Genomic DNA, 26,982 nt, shown 5'->3' with positions numbered 1-26,982 from the left:
AGGGTCAAAGCTTACGCCAACCCCTGTAGGAGCGAGCTTGCTCGCGAAAAACCTGAGAGCACCCCGTTAACCCAGATGCGCTGCGTTATCGTTGGCGATCTTCGCGAGCAAGCTCGCTCCTACAGGTGGCAGCATTAAGGCAAAAAGGTTGATCAGTATGCCCAAGCCTTTCAGAGCTGCCTAGACCGGCAAAATCAGCGGCAGCAGGCGCGCCGTGTTGCGCGCATCTTCCAGGGCGCGATGCTGCTGGCCAACGAACTGCATCCCCGCCAATTGCAGCGCGCCATTGAGCCCGAGCGGCTTGTCCAGACGGCGCGCCTTGGCGAAACGCTGCTTGAGGTTGACATGGGGCGTCTGGCCGAGCGCACTGGCCAGGCCATTGCGCTGCCATTCCAGCTCCAGCTGCACGCGATCATAATCGCCCCAGCTGGCCCAGCCTTCCAGGCGTGGCTGATGCTGGCCGAGCCAGCGTTCGAACAGCGGCCACACCTCGGTGATGGGCGCTGCCGCGTCGATGTTGGCCTGGGTGATATGGGTCAATTGGCGGCAAAAGGGCGTCAGCAGTGGCCGCCGCAGCGGTCGCACGAAGCGCTGGAAGTGATCCAGCTCGCGGCCCTGGCGGTTGACCAGGCTTGCGCCGATTTCGATGACCTCCATCTCCGTCACGGGCCAGCCGCCGTCATCCGTTGTGGCTTCAAGGTCAATAATCAGCCAATGAGGCATGCGCAGGTTCCCGTACTGTTCCTGTCCTGATGGGGATAGAGCGTAGCCGGGCCATGTAGTTCCGCCCAGGGGACTTATTCAATCTTCCAATGGCTGGTTGCGAGGCTGCCAAGCACACGCTTGGTTTGTAAACCCTGTACACCAGTTTTGCCCAAGCGCTTGCTTGGGTGACTGCCACGGCCTAAATTGCCCGCCAAGACGATAGTAGACATAAGGGAAAGCAGCATGGATGACCACCAAGCCCCGCGTGTGATGCGCACCATGGTCGACGGTGGCCAATTGACCGACCCCGAGAGTGCCCGGGGCAAGTTGCTGCAAACCGCGGCGCACCTGTTTCGCAACAAGGGCTTCGAGCGCACCACCGTGCGCGACCTGGCTGGCGCGGTGGGCATCCAGTCGGGCAGCATCTTTCATCACTTCAAGAGCAAGGACGAGATCCTGCGCGCGGTGATGGAAGAAACCATCCTCTACAACACCGCGATGATGCGCGCTGCGCTGGAGCAGGCGGGCACTGTGCGCGAGCGCGTGCGGGCGCTGATCCGCTGCGAATTGCAGTCAATCATGGGCGGCAGCGGTGAGGCGATGGCGGTGCTGGTGTACGAATGGCGTTCATTGTCTGCCGAAGGTCAGGCCCGGGTACTGGCCTTGCGCGACGTGTATGAAGACATCTGGCTGCAGGTGCTGGGCGAAGCCAGGGCTGCGGGCTACATCAAGGGCGACGTGTTTATCACCCGGCGCTTCCTGACCGGCGCGCTGTCCTGGACCACCACCTGGTTCCGCTCCCAGGGCAGCCTGACGCTTGAAGAACTGGCTGAAGAAGCCCTGCTGATGGTGCTCAAGGCGGATTGAGGCGCAGCTATCAATTTACTGGCAAGCGTTGTCTCTCCCGGGAAAAACGCCTAGCTTATCGCCATCATAGAATTCAACGGTGTGTGCCTAGATGTTTTCGCCATGGCGGCTGGCTGCAGGACTTACATTTTGGGCGCTGGGTACCGCAGGGTGGACGCAAGCTGGCGCCGCGCAGTTGGTGAGGGTCGGCGCGGCGCATTTTCCGCCGTATACCGTACGCCCTGAGCAAGGTGCCGATACCGGGTTGCTGCCGCAATTGGTCGAAGCGTTGAACGCCGTGCAAAGCGACTATCAGTTCGTGCTGGTGCCCACCTCCATCCCCAGGCGTTTTCGCGATTTCGAGCAGGGCCGGGTGGACATGGCGATCTTTGAAAACCCCTCCTGGGGGTGGACGAATGTGGCCCATACCAGCGTCGACATGGGGCTGGAAGACGCTGAAATCTTCGTGGCCGAGCGTGAGCCCGGTCGCGACCAGCGCTTTTTCGCCGACCTGGCCGGCAAACGCCTGGCGGTGTTCAGCGGTTATCACTACGCCTTCGCCCAGTTCAACCCCGACCCCAAGTACCTGGCCGAGCACTTCAACGCTACCTTGACGTATTCCCATGACAGCAACTTGCTGATGGTCGCGCGGGGGCGTGCCGATATTGCGTTGGTCACTCGTTCGTACTTGAGTGATTTCATGGTGCGCAACGCGGACATGGCGGACAAGTTCCTGGTGTCGGAGCGCATTGATCAGGTCTATCACCATTACGCGCTGCTGCGGCCCAAGGCGCCGATCACCGGGCCGGCGTTTGCCGAGTTGCTCAAGCGCTTGCGGGATAACGGCCAGATGCTCAGGATTTTCGCGCCGTATCGGATTGATATAACGCCACTGCGCTGAGGCCGCAGTTGATCAAGTGTGGGAGGGGACTTGCTCCTGATGGGGGCCTTGGAGCCGACCGGTATCTTATGACGGCCCCGGTCCAAATGTGGGAGGGGGCTTGCCCCCGATGGCGGCCTCTGGGCTGGCCGGGATGTTGGATCAGATCGAGTACATATCCATTATTTAGGTAACGGCCACTTAGGGTTCCGCCCTGACGGCGGGTCACTTTGGAAAAGCCCCAAAGTAACCAAAGGGCTCTTGCCCCACCACTCGGCACCTCGCCTAGGCTCGGTGTGCCCTCTCTCCGGCTTGAATCCGTGGGCCGCCGCAATGGGCCATCCATGGCCCAGTGCGGCTAACCCGGCGTCCTGCCGGGTTACCCACGGATTCAAGCCTGCGTTCGGCCAGCGTGGTTTAACGGGGCGCCTAAGATCAAGATCAAAAGCGCGGCGGCCTTAGAGCCGACCGGTATTTTGTGTCGATCCCGGTCCAAATGTGGGAGGGGGCTTGCCCCCGATAGCGGTGTGTCAGCTAAAACAGAGCTAACTGACACACCGCATCGCGGGCAAGCCCCCTCCCACAGTGGTTTGTGTGTTGTTCAAACCCTGCGCGCAAACGTATCGCTGTGGCTGCCCGACACTTTGCGGCAGTGCACCAGCGCATCGCGGATCATGAAGTTCACCAGTGTTGGCGAGACCCCGAGTTCCTTGGCGATGTCTTTCTGCGGCACGCCGTGCAGGCGGTACATCTCGAAGGCGTAGCGGGTGCGCTGTGGCAGTTCGGTCAGGGCGTCGGCGATGTTTTCCAGGGTGTTGAAATTGATGTGGGAGGTTTCCGGTGAAGCGCCGTGGATAACCACATTCAAGCCTTCCTCTTCGGTACCGGAGTATTTGAGCTCCAGGGCCTGCTTGCGGTAGTGATCGATCGCCAGGTTGCGCACGATCTGGAACAGATAACTCAGTTGTGCCTTGAACGAAGAGGTGATGGTCGGTGCCGATTGCAGCCGAAAGTAGGCGTCCTGCACCACATCCTCGGCACGGGAACGGCAGCCGGTAATACGCGCCGCGATCTTCACCAGGATAAGTCGATTGTCGACGAACGCCTGGAGAAGGGGTGAGTCGCACCTGCCTGTGGATACTTGTTCCGTCATGGAAATCACCTTGTTGCAAAGAGGTTAGGGGAGGGCATCCTTGCTGAGGCCTCCTACACATCGGGCAACAAATTATGCTGAATGATAATGATTGTCAAATGAGAAAACGAACTAATCTTACGCCTTCGCGAGAGGCGTGAGCCGCGTCTCGCTCGTCCCCGACGACTAATTATTTGCCGGGGCCGTCCGTTCTTCTGGGTGAAAGGTTCGTTAGCAAACGGCCAGGGATCAGCACCCGCAGGAGGGCGAAATGGGTTTTTATCGTGGACGCAGCGTGTTTCAGCTTGGGGTACTCGGGTGATGAGTGTGCCAACGCCGCTGCGTCTGTTCTGCCTGCCCCATTCGGGCGCCAGTGCCTCGGTCTACGCCCGTTGGCGCCGCGTGTTGCCAGATTGGTTGCAGGTGTGCCCGCTGGAGCTGCCGGGGCGGGGCATGCGCATGGGCGAACCGCTGCAACGCGATATCAAGGCCCTGGCCGCCCAGCTTGCGATTGAAATCAGCCGCGACCTGAATGGCCCTTATGCGTTGTTCGGCCACAGCCTCGGCGGCCTGCTGGCGTTCGAGCTGGCGCATGCCCTGAACGCGCGCAATGTGCCGGCGCCGCTGGCGTTGTTTGTCTCCGGCACCGCCGGCCCGGCGCGGCGCGATGTCAGCGACTACGCCATCGAAAAAACCGACGCACAGTTGATCGCCCGCTTGCGCGAGCTGCAGGGCACTGCGGAAGACGCCTTGGCCAATCCCGAATTGATGCAGTTGATGCTGCCGATCCTGCGCGCCGATTTCCTGCTGTGCGGCAGCTTTACCTATGGCGAACGCGAGCCGCTGGACGTGCCGATCCATGTCTTTGGCGGCAAGCAGGACAGCGTGCGCGCCGACCAATTGCTCGACTGGCAGCTCGAAGCCGCCAGCGGCTTTTCCCTCGACATGTTCGAGGGGCATCACTTCTTTCTCGTGCAGCACGAAAGCGTCGTGCTGCGCTGTATGCGGCGCTATGCCGAGGCCCACCTGGCCCGTTGGCGCAGTGGCGCGGCGCGCCAGCGCGTCGCCGGCTGAACCTCACCGATTTCCCGAATTTCCCGTAAGCCGATTTCAGGCAGGAACCCCATGATGGACGCCTTCGAACTTCCCCGCACTCTGGTCCAGTCTCTCCAGCGCCGTGCCGCGCAGACGCCGGACCGCCTGGCCCTGCGCTTTCTGGCCGAGTCCGCCGAGCACAGCGTGGTGCTCAGCTACCGTGACCTGGACCAACGCGCGCGCACCATCGCCGCGGCCTTGCAAGCCGATGTCGCGATGGGCGAGCGCGCGGTGTTGTTGTTTCCCAGCGGTCCGGACTATGTCGCGGCGTTCTTTGGTTGCCTGTACGCCGGGGTGATCGCGGTGCCGGCTTACCCGCCGGAATCGAGCAAGCGCCATCATCAGGAGCGCTTGCTGTCGATTATCAGCGATGCCGAGCCGCGCCGGCTGCTGACCATCGCCAGCCTCGCCGATGGCCTGGCGCAGATCGAAAACGCACCGCCGCTGTTGAGCGTGGACACCCTCGACCCACAGCTTGCCGAGCGTTGGGTCGCCCCCGAGTTGCAGCCCGACGACATCGCCTTCCTGCAATACACCTCCGGCTCCACCGCCCTGCCCAAGGGCGTGCAAGTCAGCCACGGCAACCTGGTGGCCAACGAAGTGCTGATCCGCCGCGGCTTTGGCATCGACCTCAACCCGGACGATGTGATCGTCAGCTGGCTGCCGCTGTACCACGACATGGGTCTGATCGGCGGCCTGTTGCAACCGATCTTCAGCGGCGTGCCGTGCGTGCTGATGTCGCCGGCCTACTTCCTGGCGCGTCCACTGCGCTGGCTCGAGGCGATCAGCGAATACGGCGGCACCATCAGCGGTGGCCCGGACTTCGCCTACCGTCTGTGCAGCGAACGGGTTAGCGAGTCGGCTCTGGAACGCCTGGACCTGAGCACCTGGCGCGTGGCCTATTCCGGTTCCGAGCCGATCCGCCTGGACACCCTGGAACGGTTCGGCGAAAAATTCGCCGCCTGTGGTTTCAGCTCGAATAATTTCTTCGCCTCCTATGGCCTGGCCGAAGCGACCTTGTTTGTCGCCGGTGGCCGCCGTGGCCACGGCATCCCTGCGCTGCACCTGGATGCGCAGGCGCTGGCCGCCAACCGCGCCGAGCCGGGGCAGGGCAGTGCGGTCATGAGTTGCGGCACCCATCAGCCGGACCACGCCGTGCTGATTGCCGATCCCCACACGCTCTGCGCGTTGGCCGACAATTGCGTGGGCGAACTCTGGGCCAGCGGCCCGAGCATTGCCCACGGTTACTGGCGCAACCCCGAAGCCAGCGCCCGGACTTTCGTCCAGCACGCCGGCCGGACCTGGCTGCGCACCGGCGACCTGGGGTTTATCCGTGACGGTGAGGTGTACATCACCGGGCGCTTGAAAGACCTGCTGATCGTACGCGGACACAATCTGTACCCGCAGGACATCGAGCAAACCATCGAGCGTGAGGTGGAGGTAGTACGCAAGGGCCGGGTGGCCGCCTTTGCGGTGAATGACCACGGCGTGGAAGGCATCGGCATTGCCGCGGAAATCAGCCGCAGCGTGCAGAAAATCCTGCCGCCCGAAGCGCTGATCAAGGCGATTCGCCAGGCAGTGGCCGAGGCCTGCCAGGAGGCGCCGTGCGTGGTGGTGTTGCTCAATCCGGGCGCGTTGCCGAAAACCTCCAGCGGCAAGGTGCAACGGGCGGCGTGTGCGCTGCGCCATGCCGATGGCAGTCTCGACTGCTATGCGCAGTTCCCCGACCTGCAAGCGCAGGCCAGTGATGCGGTGTTGGAGTCCGCCCTGCAAAATCAGATCGCCGCGATCTGGTGCGAGCAACTGCAGGTGCCGACGGTCGCCGCCGATGATCACTTTTTCCTGCTCGGCGGCAACTCCATCAGCGCGACCCAAGTGGTCGCGCGCCTGCGCGAAACCCTGGGCCTGGAGCTGAACCTGCGCCTGCTGTTCGAAGCGCCCACTCTGCAAGGTTTCGCCGCCAGCGTCGCGCGCCTGCAACAGGACGGCGGCGTTGCCCAGGGCGCGATGGCCTCTGTGTCGCGCCAGGACGACCTGCCGCAATCCCTGGCCCAGAACCGCCTGTGGATCACCTGGCAACTGGACCCGAACAGCAGCGCCTACACCATCCCCGGCGCCCTGCGCCTGCGCGGCGAGCTGGATGAAGACGCCGTGCGCTCAAGCTTCCAGCAGTTGATCCAGCGCCACGAAGCCTTGCGTACACGCTTTTACGAGCGCGATGGTCAGGGCTTTCAGCGAGTCGAGGCCGCGACGGATTTCGCGTTGCACGTCATCGACCTCAGCGACTTGCCCGATGACGAGCGCCAGGCGCGTGCGCAGCAGGTCCGCGAAGATCAAGCGCGTACCCGGTTCGACCTGGAGAAAGGCCCGCTGCTGTGGGTCACCCTGGTGCGTCTGGACGATGAGGACCATCAACTGCTGGTGACGTTGCACCACATCATCGCCGATGGCTGGTCGCTCAATATCCTGATTGACGAGTTCTCGCGCCTGTACGCCGCTGCCGTCCAGGGCCAGCCCCTTGAGTTGCCGCCCCTGACCCTGCAATACGCCGACTACGCCAGCTGGCAGCGCCAGTGGCTGGCCGCCGGCGAAGGCGAGCGACAGTTGGCGTACTGGAAGGCGACGCTGGGGGAGGAGCATCCGCCCCTCAACCTGGCCACCGACCACCCACGCTCGACGCAGGCGCGCAACAGCGCCGCGCGGCATACCGTACGCCTGGACGCGTCCCTCAGCGCCGCGATCGGCCAGACCGCGCGCGCCCATGAATCCACCCCGTTCATGCTGCTGCTGGCCGCGTTCCAGACCCTGTTGTATCGCTACAGCGGCCAGCGCGATATCCGCATCGGCGTGCCCAATGCCAATCGCCCGCGCCAGGAAACCCATGGCCTGGTCGGTTTCTTCATCAACACCCTGGTACTGCGTGCCGAGCTCGACGGGCGCCTGCCGTTCAACCAACTGCTGGCCGCGACACGCCAGGCTGCATTGGACGCCCAGGCCCATCAGGACCTGCCGTTCGAGCAACTGTTGGAGGCCTTCCCACAGGCGCGTGAACAGGGTCTGTTCCAGGTGATGTTCAACCACCAGCAACGCGACCTGAGTGCCTTGCGCCGCCTGCCGGGCCTGCTCGCCGATGAGCTGCCGTGGCACAGCCGCGAAGCCAAGTTCGACCTGCAACTGCACAGCGAAGAAGACCGCAACGGGCGCTTGAGCCTGTCGTTCGACTACGCCGATGAACTGTTTGACAGCGCCACCCTTCAGCGCCTGGCCGAGCATTACGTCCACCTGCTGCAAGCGGTCTGCGCGCAACCGCAGCACGCCGTGGGCGAGCTGGAGCTGAGCGCAGAGGACGAGCAACGCCCATGGAGCCAGGCGCCGTGCGCGCCGGCCCGGCAATGGCTGCCCGAACTGCTCAACCTGCACACCGCGGACACCCCGGCGCTGGTCTGGCAGGACGCCAGCTTGAGCTTCGCCCAACTGCACACCCAGGCCAACCGCCTGGCCCATTACCTGCGCGACAAGGGTGTGGGCCCGGACGTCTGCGTGGGCATCGCCGCCGAGCGTTCGCCGCAGTTGCTGATCGGTCTGCTGGCGATCATCAAGGCCGGTGGCGCCTATGTGCCGCTGGACCCGGATTACCCCGCCGAGCGCCTGGCCTTCATGCTCGAAGACAGCGGCGTACACCTGCTGTTGACCCAGACTTCGCTGCTCGAACGTCTGCCGACGACCCCAGGCGTGTGCGTGATTGCCATGGACAGCCTGCACCTGGACAGCTGGCCAAGCCAGCCGCCGGGCCTGCACCTGCACGGCGACAACCTCGCCTATGTGATCTATACCTCCGGCTCCACCGGCCAGCCCAAGGGTGTGGGCAATACCCACGCGGCGCTGGCCGAGCGCTTGCAGTGGATGCAGGCCGCCTACCGGTTGGACGCCAGCGACGTGCTGATGCAAAAGGCGCCGATCAGTTTCGACGTGTCGGTGTGGGAGTGCTTCTGGCCGCTGATCACCGGTTGCCGTTTGGTCCTGGCAGGCCCCGGCGAGCACCGTGACCCGCATCGCATCGCGCAACTGGTGCAGGAACATGGCGTGACCACGCTGCACTTCGTGCCGCCGTTGCTGCAGCTGTTTATCGACGAACCGCTGGCAGCCGAATGCACCAGCCTGCGCCGCCTGTTCTCCGGCGGCGAAGCCTTGCCCGCCGAACTGCGCGACCGCGTATTGGCACGCCTGCCGGCGGTGCAATTGCACAACCGGTATGGCCCGACCGAGACCGCGATCAACGTCACCCATTGGCACTGCGCCGTGGACGATGGCGAGCGCTCGCCGATTGGCCGGCCACTGGGCAATGTGATCTGCCGGGTGCTCGACGAGCACCTCAACCCGCTGCCGGCCGGTGTGCCGGGTGAATTGTGCATCGGCGGCATTGGCCTGGCGCGCGGTTACCTTGGCCGTGCCGGGCTGACCGCCGAACGCTTTGTCGCCGACCCGCTGGGCGAGGCCGGCGCGCGCCTGTATCGCACCGGCGACCGTGCGCGCTGGAGCCTTGAGGGTGTGCTTGAATACCTGGGGCGTCTCGATCAGCAGGTCAAGCTGCGCGGCTTGCGGGTGGAACCGCAGGAAATCGAAGCGCGCATGCTGGCGGTTCAGGGCATCGCCCAAGCGGTGGTGCTGGTGCGTGACGAGCAGTTGATCGGTTACTACAGCGGCCCTGTCGAACTGGATGCACAGGCGGTAAAAACCGCGCTGGCTGCCCGCTTGCCCGAGTACATGGTGCCTGCCTTCCTGATGTACCTGGACGTCATGCCCTTGAGCCCCAGCGGCAAGCTCGACCGCCGCGCATTGCCGCAACCCGTGTGGCAAACCCGCGAACACGTCGAACCCGAGACGCCGTTGCAGCAGCAGATTGCGGCGATCTGGCGCGAAGTGCTCGGCCTGCCGCGTATCGGCCTGCGCGACGACTTTTTCGCCCTGGGCGGCCACTCGTTGCTGGCCACGCAGATCATCTCCCGTACTCGTCAGGCCTGCGACGTCGAGCTGCCATTGCGCACCTTGTTCGATGCCAGCGAGCTGGGCGATTTCGCCGCACAAGTGGGCCTGATCCAGGCGTCGGGCCAACGCAACCAACAGACCGCCATCGCCAGGGTCGACCGCAGCGCGCCGGTGCCGCTGTCCTATTCCCAGCAGCGCATGTGGTTCCTCTGGCAGATGGAGCCGGACAGCCCGGCCTACAACGTCGGTGGCATGGCGCGCTTGCGCGGGGTGCTGGATGTGGGGCGTTTCGAGGCAGCCTTGCAGGCCCTGATCATGCGCCACGAAACCCTGCGCACCACCTTCCCGAGCGTCGATGGCGTGGCCTGTCAACACGTCTCGCCGCAGACCAACCTGCGCATGGACTGGCAGGACTTCTCGGCACTCAGCGAGACCGAGCGCCAGCAGCGTTTGCAGCACCTGGCCGATCAGGAAGCGCATACGCCGTTCAACCTGGAACGTGGGCCGTTGCTGCGCGCCTGCCTGGTCAAGGCCGGCGAGCAGGACCATTACCTGGTGCTGACCCTGCACCATATCGTCACCGAAGGCTGGGCCATGGACATCTTTGCCCGTGAACTCAGTGCACTGTACGAAGCCTTTATCGACGAGCGCGACTCACCGCTGGCGCCGCTGCCGGTGCAGTACCTGGACTACAGCGTGTGGCAACGCCAATGGCTGGAATCGGGCGAGCGTCAACGCCAGCTGGATTACTGGACCGCGCAACTGGGCCGCGAACATCCGCTGCTCGAACTGCCCGGCGACCGCCCGCGCCCGGCGGTGCAAAGTCATCGCGGCGAGCTGTACCGCTTCGACCTGAGCGATGCCCTGGCCGCCCGCGTACGCGCCTTCAACGCCGAACAGGGCCTGACCCTGTTCATGACCATGACCGCTACCCTGGCCGTGTTGCTCTACCGCTACAGCGGCCAGACCGACCTGCGCATCGGCGCGCCGGTGGCCAACCGTATCCGCCCGGAAAGCGAAGGGCTGATCGGTGCGTTCCTCAACACCCAGGTGTTGCGTTGCCAGCTCAATGGGCAGATGAGTGTGGCGCAGTTGTTCGAGCAGGTGCGTCACACCGTGATCGAAGGCCAGTCCCATCAGGACCTGCCGTTCGACCATCTGGTGGAGGCGCTGCAACCACCGCGCAGCGCGGCGTACAACCCGCTGTTCCAGGTGATGTGCAACGTGCAGCGCTGGGAGTTCCAGCAGAGCCGCCAACTGGCCGGCATGACCGTCGAGTACCTGGCCAACGATGCCCGCGCCACCAAGTTCGACCTCAACCTGGAAGTCACCGACCTCGACCATCGCCTGGGTTGCTGCCTGACCTACAGCACCGATTTGTTTGATGAGCCGCGCATCGCCCGCATGGCCGCGCATTGGCGCAATTTGCTGGAAGCACTGATCGATAATCCGCACCAACGCCTCAGCGAACTGCCGTTGCTCAGCGCCGCCGAGCAGCGCGCCCTGCAGGACAGCCTCGGGGTTGCAGCCGGAGAGCATCGTCTGGACCAGTGTATCCAGACCCTGTTCAGCCAGCAGGCGCGCAAGCGTGCCGCTGCGCCGGCGCTGACCTTTGCCGGTGTGACCCTCACTTACGCCGAACTCGACGCCCGCGCCAATCGCCTGGCCTGGATGCTGCGCGAACGTGGCGTCGGTCCGCAGGTGCGGGTCGGCCTGGCGCTGCCACGCTCGCTGGAAATGGTCGTCGGCCTGCTGGCGATCCTCAAGGCCGGCGGCGCCTATGTGCCGCTGGACCCGGAATACCCGCTGGACCGCCTGCACTACATGATCGAAGACAGCGGCATCGGCCTGCTGCTCAGCGATGCGGCGATGTTCCAGGCCCTGGGCGAGTTGCCGCACGCGCTGGCGTGCTGGTGCCTGGAAGATGACGCGGCCAGGCTGGAAAATTATCCGGCCGATGAGCTGCCGTTTATCAGCCTGGCGCAGCACCAGGCGTACCTGATCTACACCTCCGGCTCCACCGGCAAGCCTAAAGGCGTGGTGGTGTCCCAGGGGGAAATCGCCATGCATTGCCAGGCCGTGATCGAGCGTTTCGGCATGCGCCCGGACGACTGCGAACTGCACTTTTATTCGATCAACTTCGACGCCGCCACCGAGCGCCTGCTGGTGCCGTTGCTCAGCGGTGCCCACGTGGTATTGCGCGCCCAGGGCCAATGGGACGCCGAAGAGATCTGCGCGCTGATCCGCAGCCATCGCGTGAATATCCTCGGGTTCACGCCCAGCTACGGCAGCCAGTTGGCGCAGTGGCTGGCCACGCAACAGCAGACCTTGCCGGTGCGCATGTGCATCACCGGCGGTGAAGCACTGACCGGTGAACATCTGCAGCGTATTCGCGCGGCGTTCCAGCCTGAGCTGTTTTTCAACGCCTATGGCCCGACCGAAACCGTGGTGATGCCGCTGGCCAGCCTGGCGCCGCAACAGGTGGCGGAGGGCGCCGCCAGCGTGCCGATCGGCAGCATTGTCGGCGCGCGCGTGGCGTACATTCTCGACGCCGACCTGGCTCTGGTGCCGCAGGGCGCGAGCGGCGAGTTGTACATCGGCGGCGCGGGCCTGGCTCAGGGCTATCACCAGCGCCCCGGCATGACGGCGGAGCGCTTTGTCGCCGACCCGTTCACCGCCAATGGCGGGCGCCTGTACCGCACCGGTGACCTGGTGCGCCAAGGTGCCGATGGGCAGGTGGAGTACCTGGGGCGCATCGACCATCAGGTGAAGATTCGCGGTTTCCGCATCGAATTGGGCGAGATCGAAACGCGCCTGTTGGAGCATGCAGCCGTGCGTGAAGCGGTGGTGCTGGCGCTGGATTCGCCGAGCGGTAAACAGCTGGTGGCGTACCTGGTCAGCGACGCCGAGCACGGCGCCTTGCGCGACGCGGTGAAGGCCCACCTCAAGGCGCACTTGCCGGACTACATGGTGCCCGCCCACCTGATCGTGCTCGACAGCATGCCGCTGACCGCCAACGGCAAGCTCGACCGGCGCGCCTTGCCGCAGCCCGATCCTGAAGCGAATCGCCAGGCGTACGTGGCGCCACGCAATGCGTTGGAAAGCACGTTGGCGGCCATCTGGTGCGCGGTGCTGAACCTGCAGCAAGTCGGCCTCGACGATAACTTCTTCGAGCTGGGCGGCGATTCGATCCTGTCGATCCAGGTGGTCAGCCGTGCGCGGCAGGCGGGCATTCATTTCAGCCCGCGTGACCTGTTCCAGCACCAGACCGTGCAAAGCCTGGCCGCCGTCGCCACGCGCGTCGAGACGTTCAGCGCCGAGCAAGGTGTGCTCACCGGCCGCTCGGGCCTTACGCCGATCCAGCATTGGTTTTTCGACTCCGACATTCCTGCGCGCCAGCACTGGAACCAGGCCCTGGTGCTCAAGCCGCTGCAACTGCTCGAGCCACATCGCCTGGAGCAGGCCCTGCTGGCGGTGCTGGAGCATCACGACGCGCTGCGCCTGAGCTTCACCCAGCGCGATGCCCAGTGGCACGCCGAACACCTGAGCGTGCCCCAGGGCGGCGTATTGATGCAGGCGCAGGTGCGCGACATGGACCACTGCACCGCGCTGTTCACCGACACCCAGCGCAGCCTCGACCTGGCGCACGGCCCGCTGCTGCGCGCCTTGCTGGTGGACGGCCCGCAAGGCCGGCAGCGCCTGCTGATCGCCATCCATCACCTGGTGGTGGACGGCGTGTCCTGGCGCGTGTTGCTCGAAGACCTGCAAACGGTCTATCGCCAACTGAGCGCAGGCCAGTCCGTCAGCCTGCCGGCCAAAACCAGCGCGTTGCGCGATTGGGCCGCACGTTTGCAGGCCTATGCCCATAGCGAATCCCTGCGCGAAGAGCTGAGCCTGTGGCAAGCGCAACTGGCGGGCCCGGCGTTGGCGTTGCCGGTGGATCGCCCACACGGCGCACTGCGCCAGCGTGACGCCGAGACCGTCAGCGTGCGCCTGGACGTCGAGCGCACCCGGCAGTTGCTGCAACAGGCGCCGAGCGCCTACCGCACCCAGGTCAACGACCTGCTGCTGACCGCCCTGGCTCGCGTGCTGTGCCGCTGGAGCGGTCACGACGCAGCGTTGATTCAACTGGAAGGCCACGGCCGCGAAAGCCTGTTCGATGACATCGACCTGACCCGCAGCGTCGGCTGGTTCACCAGCGCCTATCCGTTGCGCCTGACCCCGCAGGCGGAACCGGGCGATTCGATCAAGGCGATCAAGGAGCAACTGCGCGGCGTGCCACATAAAGGCCTGGGCTACGGCGTGCTGCGCTACCTGGCGGACGAACCGTGCCAACGCAGCCTGGCCGCGCTGCCGAGCGCCGACATTACCTTCAACTACCTCGGCCAGTTCGACCAGAGCTTCGGCGCCGACGCGCTGTTTCATCCGCTGGAGGAATCCGCCGGCCTTGCCCACGACCCTGATGCACCGCTGCCCAACGCGCTGAGTGTCGACAGCCAGGTGTACGGCGGTGAACTGGTGCTGCGCTGGACCTTCAGCCGCGAGCGCTACGATCAGCAGACCATTGGCAAACTGGCCGAGGCCTATCTGACCGAACTGCAGGACCTGATCGCCCATTGCATCAAGGACGAATCCGGTGGCCTCACGCCGTCCGACTTCCCGCTGGCACGGTTGACCCAGGCGCAACTGGACAGCTTGCCGGTAGCGGCCGGCGCTATCGAAGATGTCTACCCGCTGACCCCGATGCAAGAGGGCCTGCTGCTGCACACCCTGCTGGAACCGGGCACCGGCCTGTATTACATGCAGGACCGCTACCGCATCAACAGCGCCCTCGATCCCGAGCGTTTCGCCCAGGCCTGGCAGGCGGTGATCGCCCGCCACGAAGCCTTGCGTGCCTCGTTCTGCTGGAACGTCGGCGAAGACATGCTGCAAGTGATCCACAAACCCGGCAGCACGCCGATTGACTACCTGGACTGGAGCGCCGACCCCGAGCGTGAACACGAGCCGCGTCTGCAAGCGCTGCTCAAGGCTGAGCGCGAGGCCGGTTTCGATCTGCTCAACCAGGCGCCGTTCCACCTGCGCCTGATCCGCGTGGGCGAGGCGCGCTACTGGTTCATGATGAGCAACCACCACATCCTTATCGATGCCTGGTGCCGTTCGCTGCTGATGAACGACTTCTTCGAGCTCTACCAGGCGCTTGGCGAAGGGCGCGACGCGCAACTGGCCACGCCGCCGCGCTACCGCGACTACATCGCCTGGCTGCAACGCCAGGACCTGGACGCAGCGCGCCAGTGGTGGCAGCGCAACCTGCAAGGTTTCGAACGCACCACACCGATCCCGAGCGACCGGCCGTTCCTGCGCGAACATGCCGGCCACAGCGGCGGCATGGTGGTGGGCGACTGCTACACCTGGCTGGATGCCCGTGACGGCGCGCAACTGCGCGAGCTGGCCCAGGCGCATCAACTCACCGTCAACACCTTCGCCCAGGCGGCCTGGGCCTTGGTGCTGCGGCGCGTGAGCGGTGATCGCGAGGTGCTGTTCGGCGTCACCGTGGCCGGGCGTCCGGTGGACATGCCCGAGATGCAACGCACCGTGGGCCTGTTTATCAACAGCATCGCGCTGCGGGTAAAGCTGCCTGCTGATGACCAGCGGTGCAGCGTGCGCCAATGGTTGAGCGGTCTGCTCGACAGCAATATGCAACTGCGCGAGTACGAATACCTGCCGCTGGTGACTATCCAGGAACACAGCGAACTGCCCAAGGGCCAACCGCTGTTCGACAGCCTGTTCGTGTTCGAAAACGCCCCGGTGGAAACCTCGGTGCTCAGCCATGCGCAAAGCCTGAATGCCACCTCCGATTCCGGGCGTACCCACACCAACTTCCCACTGACCGCCGTGTGCTACCCGGGCGATGACCTGGGCTTGCACCTGTCCTACGACCAGCGCTACTTCGATGAAACCACCGTGCAAGGCATGCTCGCCGAGTTCAAGCGCCTGTTGCTGGCGCTGGTGCAGGGCTTCCATGGCGACATGGCCGACCTGCCGCTGATCGGCGAGCAGGAGCGCGCGTTCCTGGTGGATGGCTGCAACCAGAGCGAACACGACTACCCGCTGGCGCGCAGCTATGTCGAGTTGTTCGAGGAGCGGGTGGCGCAGCATCCGCAGCGTATCGCCGCCAGTTGCCTTGGCCGGCAATGGAGCTATGAGGCGTTGAACCGGCGCAGTAACGGCCTGGGGCATGCGCTGATTGCCGCCGGTATCGGCCCGGACCAACCGGTGGCGTTGCTGGCCGAGCGTAACCTGGAGTTGCTCGGCATGATCATCGGCAGCTTCAAGGCCGGTGCCGGCTACCTGCCGCTGGACCCTGGCCTGCCGGGCCCGCGCCTGAGCCGCATCATCGACCTGAGCCGCACGCCCTTGCTGGTGTGCACCGAAGCGTGCCGGGAACAGGCCATCGAACTGCTCGACGGCGTCGACTGCCAGTTGCTGGTGTGGGAGGAAATCCCCGCCCGTGGCGAGAACCCGGGCGTCTATAGCGCCCCGGACAACCTCGCCTACGTGATCTACACCTCCGGTTCCACCGGCCTGCCCAAGGGCGTGATGGTTGAACAGCGCGGCATGCTCAATAACCAGTTGAGCAAGGTGCCCTACCTGCAACTGAGCGATGCCGATGTGATCGCGCAGACCGCTTCGCAAAGCTTCGATATTTCCGTGTGGCAGTTCCTCGCCGCGCCGCTGTTTGGCGCGCGGGTGGATATTGTGCCGAACGCCCTTGCGCATGATCCGCAGGGGTTGTTGGAGCATGTTCAGGCACACGGCATCACCGTGCTGGAAAGCGTGCCGTCGCTGATCCAGGGCATGCTCGCCCAGGACCACATTCGCCTCGACGGCCTGCGCTGGATGCTGCCGACCGGTGAAGCCATGCCGCCGGAGCTGGCGCACCAATGGCTGCTGCGCTACCCGCAGATCGGCCTGGTCAACGCCTACGGCCCGGCGGAATGCTCGGACGACGTGGCGTTCTACCGCGTCGACCTGGCCTCGACCCGTGGCACTTATCTGCCGATTGGCACGCCCACCGACAACAACCGTCTGTACCTGTTGGACGGCACGCTGGAGCTGGTGCCCCAAGGCGCCGTCGGTGAAGTGTGCGTGGCCGGCATCGGCGTCGGTCGCGGTTACGTCAGCGACCCGCTGCGCACCGCACCGGTGTTTGTACCGAACCCGTTCGGCGCACCGGGCGAGCGCCTGTACCGCACCGGCGACCTGGCGCGCCGACGCAGTGACGGCGTGTTGGAGTATGTCGGGCGGGTCGACCATCAGGTGAAGATTCGCGGCTACCGCATCGAACTGGGTGAAATCGAAGCACGCCTGCACGAACAACCCGAGGTGCGTGATGCGGCGGTCGGTGTCCAGGAGGGCGTCAACGGCAAGCACCTGGTGGGCTACCTGGTGCCGGTTGATGAAAGCTTAAGCCCAAGCGAACGCCTGGACCGTATCAAGCAACGCCTGCGCGCCGAATTGCCGGAATACATGGTGCCGCTGCACTGGCTGTGGCTTGAGCGCCTGCCGCTCAACGCCAACGGCAAACTCGACCGCAAGGCCCTGCCGGCCCTGGACATCGGCCAGTTGCACAGCCAGGACTACCTGGCACCGCGCAATGAACTGGAAACCACCCTGGCCGCGATCTGGGCCGAAGTGCTCAAGGTCGAACGAGTAGGGGTGCAGGACAACTTCTTCGAACTGGGCGGGCATTCATTGCTGGCCACGCAAATCGCTTCGCGGGTACAGAAGACGCTGCAGCGCGATGTGCCGCTGCGGGCGATGTTCGAATGCAGCACGGTGGCGGAGTTGGCCGAGTATATCGAGGGTTTGGCGGGCAATGAGATCAGTGCCGAGAAGGTGGATCGGTTGAGTGATTTGATGGCGGAACTGGAGGGTTTGTAAAGCAGCCGCTGGTCTGAAATGCCGAGGCTTTTGAGCAGAACTGTCAATTCTGACAGTAGGCAGGATTCCTGATCCACGTGTTAGATAACCGCAGTTTCCGGCCCGCAGGGCCGGGCCCGACGGTGATCTAATGCTGGACAGGAGTCTTATCGTGGCTAAAAAAACACTTCCTCAAGAAACCAGTACTTCCCAATCGATTGCCTCATCTTCGTATCGGCCAGCTGGCGCGGCAACCGAACTTGAAATGCGCATGGCTGAAATCGAACACGTAGACGGCGGTTTGCTTGACCCACTTGACGGCAAGAATGGGCTGACGGCCACCCTTTTTGCGCCGCAAGGCAGTAGTGATATCAAGTTCTTCTGGCGGTTGAAAAACTATGATCAACCCGTATTTGAGCCGCGTGTTCCCTCCGACGATGGCGACAAAGTCGACATTCCTTCGGACTGGGTAAGTCGAAGCATCGGCCAGCCGGTTGAATATTGGTATGAGGCGCTCGTTTACGGGGACCACCAGAGGTCAATTGTCGGAGAGGTGTTTGTTGAGGATCTTGAAGAAGATCAGACACAGGACGCGCTACCGGAATTTCCCCAAGAGGTGATCGAGTCAAACACCCATTGGCTGAGAATGCAGAGTTTTTCAGGCGATGGGCTCATTCGCTTCAAGGCTCCACCTATGCCGGTGAAAGGTATGCGCCTGTATTTGGTCGTTGTCGGTGACGAGCATTTGGTGAAGCCCGCATTCAGATGGTTGGAGTTTGGCCGGGCGATAAGTGCCGAAGAGGCGCATCCGAAACACCTGTTTGAATACCGAATCCCCAGAGGTTGGCTGGCGAGGAGAGAAGACTATTCGTCCGTTACACCTAGTTTGGCCTGGGTTTACTCGGGCAATCAGGGAGAGTTCGATACCCTCGACCCGATGAATCACACCGATCTACCGAAAAATGGCGAAGATTTACACTCGCGTCACACCACGCTTTTACGTGTGGACCCAGCGCTCGACTTGCCGCCGCCACACTTGCGCGAGTCGACGCAATACAACGGTGAGTGGTGCCTCAACCCCGAAAACACCCAAGAGGGAGGTGAGATCATCATCCCGGGTCTGGACACTTACAAAGATGACGAGGTCAGGTTTTATGTAAGCGGGCCCGGTTACGCGAAGAAACTGTTGGGTGATTTCAAGGTTGAACAGGACGGAGATAAGCCTTCCGCCAAATTGTCGGCTTGTGTGGTGGCGTGTTTCTTCATCAAGAAGATGACACTGACCTATGACCTCGCCGTCGTTGGGAAGGTACAGCCGTCCCAAGCGAGAGTGATCAGTGTTTTAACGCCCGAATTCGAACGCCCGCTGATTGAAGAGGCGAACCAGGATCGGATGCTGTGCCTCGATAACTTCCCGGGGGATGCGAAGGTGATAGCGCCGTTGGGCGCATATGGTGAGTGTGCGAGCCATTGCTGGATGTGGATCGATGCTAAATATGCAGATGGCAGCGCTTATCGCTTTGATATTCTGGACGGTGAGATTGTCACGGACGCCTGGAAAAGCGACGGCGTCAAGGCTGATATTCCAAGGGCTAAGTTGGAAAAGATCGGCGATTGCTCCACGTTCGAACTGCGCGTCAAGACCAGCTTTTGTAACGCGAGCGAACTGAAGGACGCCCTCGAATTCCCACCTGCAATATTCGCAATTCGCCAGCAGCCCCTGACGCCACGGGCACCCACAGTCAGGGAGGCACAGGGTGGTGTTTTGGTGCCGTGGAACGCTCGCGAAGGGGGGCATGTCGATGTGGTTTACGATGGCTATCAACCGAGCCACCAGCATACTGCCCAATGGTGCCTGGACGAAGCAGACAGCTGTTGGCCGCTGCTCTTGCAGGAAGGGGCAGCCGGCACGGTCACTTTCCTGGCGTCGCGCGAGCAGGTGATCAACAGCTTCCGCAAGAAGCCACTGATTACCTATACCGTGATCAACGCCTGCAATCAGATGGTGTCCGACACCCTGGAGTTGCAGGTCGGTGAGCCACTCATGCAGCGGCGTCCTCGTCCAGTGGTGAAACAGGCCACTGGCGACGTCCTGGATCTGCGTACCTTCCCTGGGAAGGATGCCGAGGTCATCGTCAAGAGTTCCGATGCCGACGTCGATTTGGCGTGGTGGTTTTTCATGGAGGGGCATTTCGGGGTTATGACGCTTACGGGGACTGCAGAAGATGGTTCTTCGATCACAATCCCTGTTATGGCGAGGCCCCTGGAAAACGGTGACAGGGATGGATTGTCGTGTCTGATCCTGCACTCGGAGTTGGAGAAGTTAAAAAGTCATACCAAGATCGTCATTAACTTTTCGCATTTCATCGGCCCAGATCCGGTGGGAAGCGTCGAGATCGAATTTCAGCCGTTGACGTTGAACTTCGTTAAAGCACTTTACGACTTCACTGACTTCGATCCAGCCGGCAAGGATTGGAACGGCTGGCAGAAAGGAAAGGGCGCCACGGATCCAAGAGACCTGTCGCGCAAGGCTGGGTCTGTACCAGGAGGGGCTACGGGCTACCTGTTGTGGGACTGGGGCTATACCAATACAACCGACCCTAGTACCCAGCGTGAGAAGCTGTTCAAGGTATTCAGTAATCTTGACGCGGGACGTAGCTATACGTTCAGTGCCTGGGTTCGTGATCCCGTGGGCAATGCTGCGAGTAAGCCCGGATTAGTCCTGGTTGACGAAGGGAAAGAGATTACGAAAGTCACTTTTCCCGCGGGCACTGCCTGGCAATTACTGGAAGGCGAATTCGTCGCCTCCTCAAGTACCGTGAGGCTTGCTCTTCACAATACGGTAATGGGGATAGGTCCGGTGAATGACTATGAGGTGACTCACCTTACGGTGAAGGAAAACATTTGATCGGCTAGGGTTGACGTGTATCAAAAACGAGGCCTCCAGTGATGGAGGCCTCTTTCGTCAGGCTTTGGATATTCTATTTAGGCCCCAAAATCTTCACCAACTTATCCGGCGACGGTGCCCCCTGCTGTTGCTGCAATGCGCCCTTGTCATCCAGGTAGAAAATCGCCGGCGTCGCCGACAGCTCCAATTCCTCCATCAACTTCATATTCCCATCAAGCCTGGCTTCAATATCCGCCGGGATCTTCGCCAGTGCCTGCAACTTGCTGCCCTTGCCGGCCGCCTCATGTTCTTCCAGGGCCTTTTGCGGGTCCTTGGCGGCAAACAGCGCGGCGGATTTGCCCGGGCTGTCTTCGCGGATAATCCCCACCATGATGTGGCGCAACTGCACCTTGCCGGCCTTTACCCACGGGCGGGCCTGTTCCCAGAACATGTTGCAGTACGGGCAGTTGGGGTCGCTGAACAGGTAGACGATGCGTGGCGCGTTCTTGTCGCCGTCCTGGATCCAGCTGCTGTTTTCCATCTTGGCCCAGACTTCCTTGGACATCGGCGCGTACACCAGTTTTTCCAGGGGCGCGCTGCTCAGGTCGTTGCCTTGGGTGTCGTACAGGTTGCCGGCGATCACGCTTTTGCCGTCGGCGGTCAGGTACAGCGCCATGCCACGGTTCTGGTACTGCGCGGCATAGCCGGTGAGGCCGCTGGGGGCGTCGAATTTGCCGAGGATCCTGGCACCCTTGGCTTCGATTTGCTTGATCGGCGCTGGCCAGTCTTCGGCCTGGGCCAGGGTGGCGGCAAGCGTCAGTGGCAGCAGGGTCAGCAGGTGGCGGAGGCGAGGCATGTGGGTTTCCTTTGTGGGACAGTGTCGAAGGGTTCCATGGCACGGGCCAGGCTGGCTTGGGACAGCTCACCCAGGTGACTGTTGATCAGGCGGCCGTCGGCTGTGTAGAACAAGGTGGTGGGCAAGGCCATGGAGCCGACGGCCTGGCCGAGGCGGCCGCTGGCGTCGAACAGCACGTTGTCCAGGTTCAGGCCCTGGGTAGCCAGGTAGGTGCTGACGCTTTGCATGCTCTCGGCCTGGTTGACGAACAGGAAGGTGACATCCGGGCGTTGATGTTGCGCGCGCTCCAGCACCGGCATTTCCCGGCGGCAGGGCGGGCACCAGGTGGCCCAGAGGTTGATCACCAGAGGGCCTCCTTTGTAGTCGGCCAGTTGCACCACGTTGCCGTTGGCATCGCGCAGGGTGATGTCCGGCAGTTGCGAGCCCTTGTCGTAGAGGTTCAGCGACAGGCTGGCCATGCCCCAGAACACCAGGCCGCTGATCACCCCGGCACTCAGAGGCTTGCGCAGGGCCGGGCGCCGCCAGCCGTAGGCCAGCGCACCGAGCACCAGCGCAATCACGCCGGGCCAGGCGAGGAAACCGCCGTCGCGCAGGTCGACCATTTGCAGCCAGTCGTTGCGGTAATCGCCCCAATACATCAGTACAAAGCTGACACGGGCGGTCAGCATGCCCAGCAGAAACAGGCTGAATAGCACCGATTCGGGGTTTTCCCCGCCACGCCTGGCCACACGCCAGCCCACCAGCGTGGCCAGAATCAGCGCGCTGATCAACAGGATGTGATTCAGGGCGATGGCGAAGGTGCCGATGGTGAGGGTCAGCATCAGCGCGCGTCTCGGGTGTGCGTCCAGCGTTGCAGGAAGGCGGCGGCATCCACCTCGCCGGTGATGCGCTGGGCCCGGCGTTCTTCACCGTCCGGACCGATCCACACGAAGCTCGGTGGCCCCGGCACCTTGTAGCGGCCGAGCAGTTCGCGGCTGGCGGCAGTGTCGGCGGTGACGTCCAGGCGCAGCAGGCGTACGTCTTTCAGGGCATCCATGACTTCCGGTTTGCCGAACACCTGTTTTTCCATGATCTTGCACGACACGCACCAGTCGGCGTAGTAGTCCACCAGCACCCATTGGCCCTGGGCCTTGGCGCTGTCGAGCTGGCTTTGCAGGGCGGCTGGGTTGTTGATGGTCGTGAACCCATCGTGAGCGCCTGCTGTGGCGGCGACCCGCGAGCCGCTGTAGACCTTCAGCGGTTGCCACAGCTCATCGCTGCCACCGGCCGCGCCTACCACCAGCACTGCGCCCCACAGGCCCAGCACCAGGGAGCCGGCGCCAAGCACTTTGGCGGCCAGGCCGTATTCACGCGCCAGCGTCCAACCGCAATAGGCCATGACCAGTGCCAGTGCGCCCCACAGGCCGATCCACAGGCTTTCGCCGACCACCGGACGGATCATCAGCACGGCGGTGCCGAGGAACAGGAAGCCGAAGATACCCTTGAGCACGTTCATCCAGGTGCCCGGCTTGGGCAGGAAGCGGTTGCCCACGGTGACCAGCAGCAACAACGGGATGCCGATGCCGATGCCCATGGCGAACAGGATCAGCCCGCCGTGCAGCGCATTGCCGCTCTGGGCGATATACAGCAGTGCGCCGGCCAGGGGCGCGGTCATGCACGGGCCCACCAGCAGGCCGGACAACGCACCGAGAATGCCGGCACCGACCAGGCTGCCACCGCTCTGCCGGCGGCTGACCGTGTCGAGGCGGTCACGCAGGAAGGCCGGCAGTTGCAGCTCAAAGAAGCCGAACATCGGCAGGGCGAGGATCACGAACAATGCGGCGAAACTGCCGAGGATCCACGGGGTTTGCAGCAGTGCGGCCAGGTTGCCGCCGAGCAGCGCGGCCATCACGCCCAGCGCCGCATACACCAGCGCCATGCACACCACGTAACTGCTGGCCAGGGCAAAGCCGCGACGCGGGCTGGCACCGCTGCCCACCACCATGCCGGCGAGAATCGGCAGCATCGGCAACGAACACGGGGCAAACGCCAGCAACAGGCCCAGGCCGAAAAAGATCAGCAGGCTCCAGCCCAGGCTGCGCTGTTGCAGGCCGCTGGCCAGGCTTTCGTCCTGGGCCTGCGCGGTGGCGGCGACGGCCGGGTTGCCGCCCAGGTCCACGGTGATCGATTGTGGCGGATAGCACAGGCCGGCGTCGGCGCAGCCCTGCCAGCCCAGCCTGACCTGGCCGGTGGCGTCGGCCGGGAGCTTCACTTCCAGGCCCTGGCGATACACTTGCTGTTCGCCGAAGAACTCATCGCTATGGGCTTCGCCCTGGGGCAGCACGGGCTTTTGCGCCAGGCCGTCGAATTTCATGCGCTGCTGGTACAGGTAGTAACCGTCGGCAATCTGCCAATACAGCTGGGTCTCGCCGCTTTCAAGACGCTCGGAAGTAAAGGTGAAGGCCTTGCCCACCGGGAGGAAATCGGGTTTGGACTCGAACGGGTTACCCGGTGCGGCCTGGGCGAACCCCGCCAGCAACACCAGCAGAAAAGTAAATAGATACCGCATGGTCCAGCCTTAATTCGATGCAAGTGAGGCACACAATGTGTGGCGTTGATTAACCGATGATTAACCGGCGCTATTCTAGAGTGTAGGAGTTATCGGGTGTTATGAAGTTAGCGGCATAATGCACGCTTAATCCGTGCGTTTTCTAATCACCCGCATCTTTCATGAAGGGCTCAGCATGCACGTACTGGTCTGCGAAGACGACGAACTGATCGCCAGCGGCATCGTGGCCGGCCTCACCGCCCAGGGCTTCACGGTTGAACGCGTGGCCACGGCGGCGGCGGCCAGGGCGATGCTCAGGGCGGCCACCTTCGACATCATGGTGCTCGACCTCGGCCTGCCCGACGAAGACGGCCTGAAGCTGCTGCAGCAACAGCGCAGCCAGGGCCTGGAGATCCCGGTGTTGATCCTCACCGCCCGTGACTCGGTGACCAACCGTGTCGACGGCCTGCAGGCGGGGGCCGACGACTACCTGCTCAAACCCTTCGACCTGCGCGAACTCGCCGCCCGCCTGCAAACCCTGCTGCGCCGCGTGGCAGGGCGCAGTGTCAACCTGATCGAACATGGCCGCCTGGCGTATGACCCCAGCAGCCGCGAGACCTTCCTGGGCGGCCAGCCGGTCGACCTGTCGCGGCGTGAACAAGCGCTGTTGCAGGCCTTGCTGCACAACAAGGGCCGCGTGTTGTCCAGCGAGCAGCTCAAGGACAGCGTCTACGGGTTCAACGACGAATTGGAAAGCAACGCGCTGAACGTGCACATCCACCATCTGCGGCGCAAATTGGGCAATGGCATCGTCGAGACCGTACGCGGCCTCGGCTATCGCCTGGGCCCGGCCGATGCGGGAGAGGATGCTTCGTGAAAAGCCTGCGCCTGCGCCTGACGTTCAAGCTCGGCGCCGCTTTTGTCGTGATCTGGGCCCTGGCGGCGGCCTGGATGCTCAACGACCTGCGCAATCAGATGATGTTTTCCCTCGACCAGCGGCTGGTCGCCTCGGCGCGCATGGTGGCCGGGCTGACAGAACAGATGCCGGGCCTGGCCAGCGTCGGCGCCGGCACCCATTTGCGTAGCGAACAACTGAGCGTACCGGGGGGCATGGCCTGCCAGGTCAGTTCCCTGCACGGCGAAATCCTGGCGCGCAGCCATACCACGCCGGATGAGGGGCTGGAGTCGCGCAAGAGTGGTTTTCGCGACCAGATGATCGATGGCGTGGGCTGGCGTAGCTTCACTCTGTCTCGGGGTGACCTGCTGATCACCACCGCCGACCGTCAGGTGGAACGTGAGGCGCTGAACCTGTCGATCCTGCTCGCGGCCTCGGTGCCGGTTGGCGTGGCCTTGCTGGGCTGTCTGTGCCTGCTGTGGCTGGGCATCGGCCAAAGCCTGGTGCCGCTCAACCGCATGCGTGACGCCTTGATGCGCCGCAGCGCCGACTCCCTTGAACCGTTGCAGATCCACCCGCTGCCCAGCGAACTCAAGCCTCTGCTCGACACCCAGAACCAGTTGCTGCAACGCATCGCCAAGACCATCGAGCGCGAACGCCGCCTGACCGGCGACGCCGCCCATGAGCTGCGCAGCCCGCTGACGGCGATCAAGACGCACCTGCAGGTGGCCCGTATGACCGAGGGCGCGGCCCGCGACCAGTCCCTGGCCCACGCCGAGGAAGGTGCAGACCGTTTGCACCGCACCCTGGAGCAACTGTTGCTGCTGGCACGGGTGGAGGGCAGCCTGTCGTTTGACGATGGTTTGCAGTCCAGCGCCGAGGAGGTCGCACGCCTGGCGATCCAGGATGCCAATGCTGGGGACAATTCGCGCATCGACCTGGTCCTGGCGGACGGCCTTGTTGACACGCCGGTGGACATGCCCGTGGGCCTGGCCGTGGCAGCCTTGCGCAACCTGCTGGACAACGCCTTGCGCCACACCCCGGCCGATACCCGGGTGGAACTGAAGGTGTCCTCCAGCGCCGACAAGGTGGTGTTTCGCGTGCGCGACCATGGCCCGCAGATTTCCAGCGAGGATCTGCAATACCTGACCCAACGCTTCTGGCGCAATGGCAGCAGCGAAGGCTGTGGCCTGGGCCTGGCGATCGTTCAGGCGATTGTGCAGCGCTGCGCGTGCTCGCTGACGTTCGACAGCCAGGCCGATGGCCTGCGCGTTGATCTGGGCATGCCGTTGCGACGCTGATCGCTTTTTCAGCAAGGGCTAAATAATTACCGCCCGCCTGACCTTCAAGTCTTCAGGATGGCGGTAATTTTTTTGCGCTTGTAAGGGCCGAATGATTCGGCCCGTATTGAAAAGGACGGATCTTATGTTGGTCATCGATACCAGTTTCCCCGCCAGGGATTTCAATGAACGTAACGGCGAGCCGGTAGGGCAGGTGATCCTGCACTACACTGCGGCGCCCTTTGAATCATCCTTGCGCACCCTGACCCAGAATGGGGTCAGCGCTCACTACCTGCTTCCCGATCCCGACGAACCCGCCTACCGCGCCGCTGGCTATGACGAGCTGCGTGTGTTTCGCCTGGTGGGTGAAGACAAGCGTGCCTGGCATGCCGGGGCGAGCCATTGGGGCGGGCGGGATAACCTCAACAGCCGCGCGATCGGCATCGAAATCGTCAACCTGGCGCGTGACGACAAAGGCGTGTTCACGTTCCCCGCGTATCGCGAGGAACAGGTGCAGGTGTTGATTGCGTTAGTGCGTGACATTCTCGAGCGTTATCCGCACATCGGTCCGGTCGATATTCTTGGGCATTCGGATGTGGCGTACTGGCGCAAGAGCGATCCGGGCCCTCGGCTGCCCTGGCGGTACCTGCATGAGGCCGGGGTCGGGGCCTGGTTTGATGAAGCCACCCGAGCGATGTACCAACGCCGGTTTTGCATGGGGCTGCCCCCGGAAGTCGAAGTGGAGCGTGCGTTTCAGCGCTATGGTTACAAACCGGCCTGGAATCGCCAGGCCTTTGAACTGCGCACCCGGGCGTTTCAGATGCACTTTCGGGCGCGCGATTATGGCGGGCGTCTGGATGCTGAGACCTGCGCGATCTTGTATGCACTGAATGAAAAGTACCGGGCACTCTAAAGCCCAGCGCAATTAAAAATGTGGGAGGGGGCTTGCCCCCGATAGCGGTGTGTCATTCAA

At 63.3% G+C, this 26,982-nt stretch carries 13 protein-coding genes; 8 read left to right on the top strand and 5 right to left on the bottom strand.

Features of this window, described 5'->3' with window-relative positions; translation table 11 throughout:
- Positions 1–180: 180 nt before the first annotated feature.
- A complete protein-coding gene (locus tag BOP93_RS18615; RefSeq protein WP_104504094.1) occupies positions 181–723 on the bottom strand; it encodes an exonuclease domain-containing protein in 543 nt (180 codons plus the stop codon).
- Positions 724–948: 225 nt separating this feature from the next.
- On the opposite strand from BOP93_RS18615, the gene BOP93_RS18610 reads away from it, so the two are divergent.
- Positions 949–1,572: a TetR/AcrR family transcriptional regulator gene (locus tag BOP93_RS18610; protein ID WP_104504092.1), complete on the top strand. Its 624-nt coding sequence runs from the start codon at positions 949–951 to the stop codon at positions 1,570–1,572.
- Positions 1,573–1,663: 91 nt separating this feature from the next.
- Positions 1,664–2,452: a substrate-binding periplasmic protein gene (locus BOP93_RS18605; RefSeq protein ID WP_104504090.1), complete on the top strand. Its 789-nt coding sequence runs from the start codon at positions 1,664–1,666 to the stop codon at positions 2,450–2,452.
- 580 nt (positions 2,453–3,032) lie between these two features.
- Here BOP93_RS18605 and BOP93_RS18595 read toward each other — a convergent pair.
- On the bottom strand, positions 3,033–3,584 hold the full coding sequence (locus BOP93_RS18595; RefSeq protein WP_005789991.1) for an RNA polymerase factor sigma-70: 552 nt from the start codon (positions 3,582–3,584) through the stop codon (positions 3,033–3,035).
- Positions 3,585–3,884: 300 nt separating this feature from the next.
- Here BOP93_RS18595 and BOP93_RS18590 point away from each other — a divergent pair, with 300 nt between their 5' ends.
- The 3 genes from BOP93_RS18590 (at position 3,885) to BOP93_RS18580 (ending at position 20,472) form a co-directional block, all read left to right on the top strand.
- On the top strand, positions 3,885–4,637 hold the full coding sequence (locus BOP93_RS18590) for a thioesterase II family protein (protein ID WP_104504088.1): 753 nt from the start codon (positions 3,885–3,887) through the stop codon (positions 4,635–4,637).
- 51 nt (positions 4,638–4,688) lie between these two features.
- Positions 4,689–17,585 carry a non-ribosomal peptide synthetase gene (locus tag BOP93_RS18585; RefSeq protein ID WP_104504086.1) on the top strand — a complete coding sequence of 4,299 codons (12,897 nt, stop codon included), beginning with the start codon at positions 4,689–4,691 and terminating at the stop codon, positions 17,583–17,585.
- Between the two features lie 151 nt (positions 17,586–17,736).
- Positions 17,737–20,472: a hypothetical protein gene (locus BOP93_RS18580; protein WP_157943529.1), complete on the top strand. Its 2,736-nt coding sequence runs from the start codon at positions 17,737–17,739 to the stop codon at positions 20,470–20,472.
- A 73-nt stretch (positions 20,473–20,545) separates the two neighbouring features.
- Here the strand turns inward: BOP93_RS18580 and dsbG are convergent, their stop codons facing one another.
- From dsbG to dsbD, 3 genes are read right to left on the bottom strand one after another with little or no spacing between them, the layout of a single operon-like run.
- Positions 20,546–21,307 carry a thiol:disulfide interchange protein DsbG gene (dsbG, locus tag BOP93_RS18575; RefSeq protein ID WP_104504082.1) on the bottom strand — a complete coding sequence of 254 codons (762 nt, stop codon included), beginning with the start codon at positions 21,305–21,307 and terminating at the stop codon, positions 20,546–20,548.
- Complete coding sequence (locus BOP93_RS18570; protein WP_104504080.1) at positions 21,283–22,128, bottom strand: TlpA disulfide reductase family protein; 846 nt, start codon at positions 22,126–22,128, stop codon at positions 21,283–21,285. Before BOP93_RS18570 ends, dsbG begins: the two co-directional genes overlap by 25 nt.
- Complete coding sequence (dsbD, locus tag BOP93_RS18565) at positions 22,128–23,855, bottom strand: protein-disulfide reductase DsbD (RefSeq protein WP_104504078.1); 1,728 nt, start codon at positions 23,853–23,855, stop codon at positions 22,128–22,130. Before dsbD ends, BOP93_RS18570 begins: the two co-directional genes overlap by 1 nt.
- A 175-nt stretch (positions 23,856–24,030) precedes the next feature.
- Here dsbD and BOP93_RS18560 point away from each other — a divergent pair, with 175 nt between their 5' ends.
- The 3 genes from BOP93_RS18560 (at position 24,031) to BOP93_RS18550 (ending at position 26,922) form a co-directional block, all read left to right on the top strand.
- Positions 24,031–24,711, top strand: coding sequence for a response regulator (locus BOP93_RS18560; protein ID WP_104504076.1), 681 nt, complete (start codon positions 24,031–24,033; stop codon positions 24,709–24,711).
- Positions 24,708–26,030 (top strand): ATP-binding protein, encoded by a 1,323-nt coding sequence (locus BOP93_RS18555; RefSeq protein ID WP_104504074.1) that lies wholly within the window; start codon positions 24,708–24,710, stop codon positions 26,028–26,030. Before BOP93_RS18560 ends, BOP93_RS18555 begins: the two co-directional genes overlap by 4 nt.
- A 124-nt stretch (positions 26,031–26,154) precedes the next feature.
- The gene (locus BOP93_RS18550) at positions 26,155–26,922 is read left to right on the top strand and encodes an N-acetylmuramoyl-L-alanine amidase (protein WP_104504071.1); all 768 of its coding nucleotides are present in this window, start codon (positions 26,155–26,157) and stop codon (positions 26,920–26,922) included.
- Positions 26,923–26,982: the final 60 nt, after the last annotated feature.

The organism is Pseudomonas orientalis, assembly GCF_002934065.1.
GTDB classification, from domain to species: domain Bacteria; phylum Pseudomonadota; class Gammaproteobacteria; order Pseudomonadales; family Pseudomonadaceae; genus Aquipseudomonas; species Aquipseudomonas orientalis_A.
This window is presented reverse-complemented; position numbering and strand designations above follow the sequence as displayed.

What these genes read in the sequence shown, in the direction of transcription:
- BOP93_RS18615 (WP_104504094.1), bottom strand. Translation starts at nt 723, where the DNA reads ATGCCTCATTGGCTGATTATTGACCTTGAAGCCACAACGGATGACGGC.
- BOP93_RS18610 (WP_104504092.1), top strand. Translation starts at nt 949, where the DNA reads ATGGATGACCACCAAGCCCCGCGTGTGATGCGCACCATGGTCGACGGT.
- BOP93_RS18605 (WP_104504090.1), top strand. Translation starts at nt 1,664, where the DNA reads ATGTTTTCGCCATGGCGGCTGGCTGCAGGACTTACATTTTGGGCGCTG.
- BOP93_RS18595 (WP_005789991.1), bottom strand. Translation starts at nt 3,584, where the DNA reads ATGACGGAACAAGTATCCACAGGCAGGTGCGACTCACCCCTTCTCCAG.
- BOP93_RS18590 (WP_104504088.1), top strand. Translation starts at nt 3,885, where the DNA reads ATGAGTGTGCCAACGCCGCTGCGTCTGTTCTGCCTGCCCCATTCGGGC.
- BOP93_RS18585 (WP_104504086.1), top strand. Translation starts at nt 4,689, where the DNA reads ATGATGGACGCCTTCGAACTTCCCCGCACTCTGGTCCAGTCTCTCCAG.
- dsbG (WP_104504082.1), bottom strand. Translation starts at nt 21,307, where the DNA reads ATGCCTCGCCTCCGCCACCTGCTGACCCTGCTGCCACTGACGCTTGCC.
- BOP93_RS18570 (WP_104504080.1), bottom strand. Translation starts at nt 22,128, where the DNA reads ATGCTGACCCTCACCATCGGCACCTTCGCCATCGCCCTGAATCACATC.
- dsbD (WP_104504078.1), bottom strand. Translation starts at nt 23,855, where the DNA reads ATGCGGTATCTATTTACTTTTCTGCTGGTGTTGCTGGCGGGGTTCGCC.
- BOP93_RS18560 (WP_104504076.1), top strand. Translation starts at nt 24,031, where the DNA reads ATGCACGTACTGGTCTGCGAAGACGACGAACTGATCGCCAGCGGCATC.
- BOP93_RS18550 (WP_104504071.1), top strand. Translation starts at nt 26,155, where the DNA reads ATGTTGGTCATCGATACCAGTTTCCCCGCCAGGGATTTCAATGAACGT.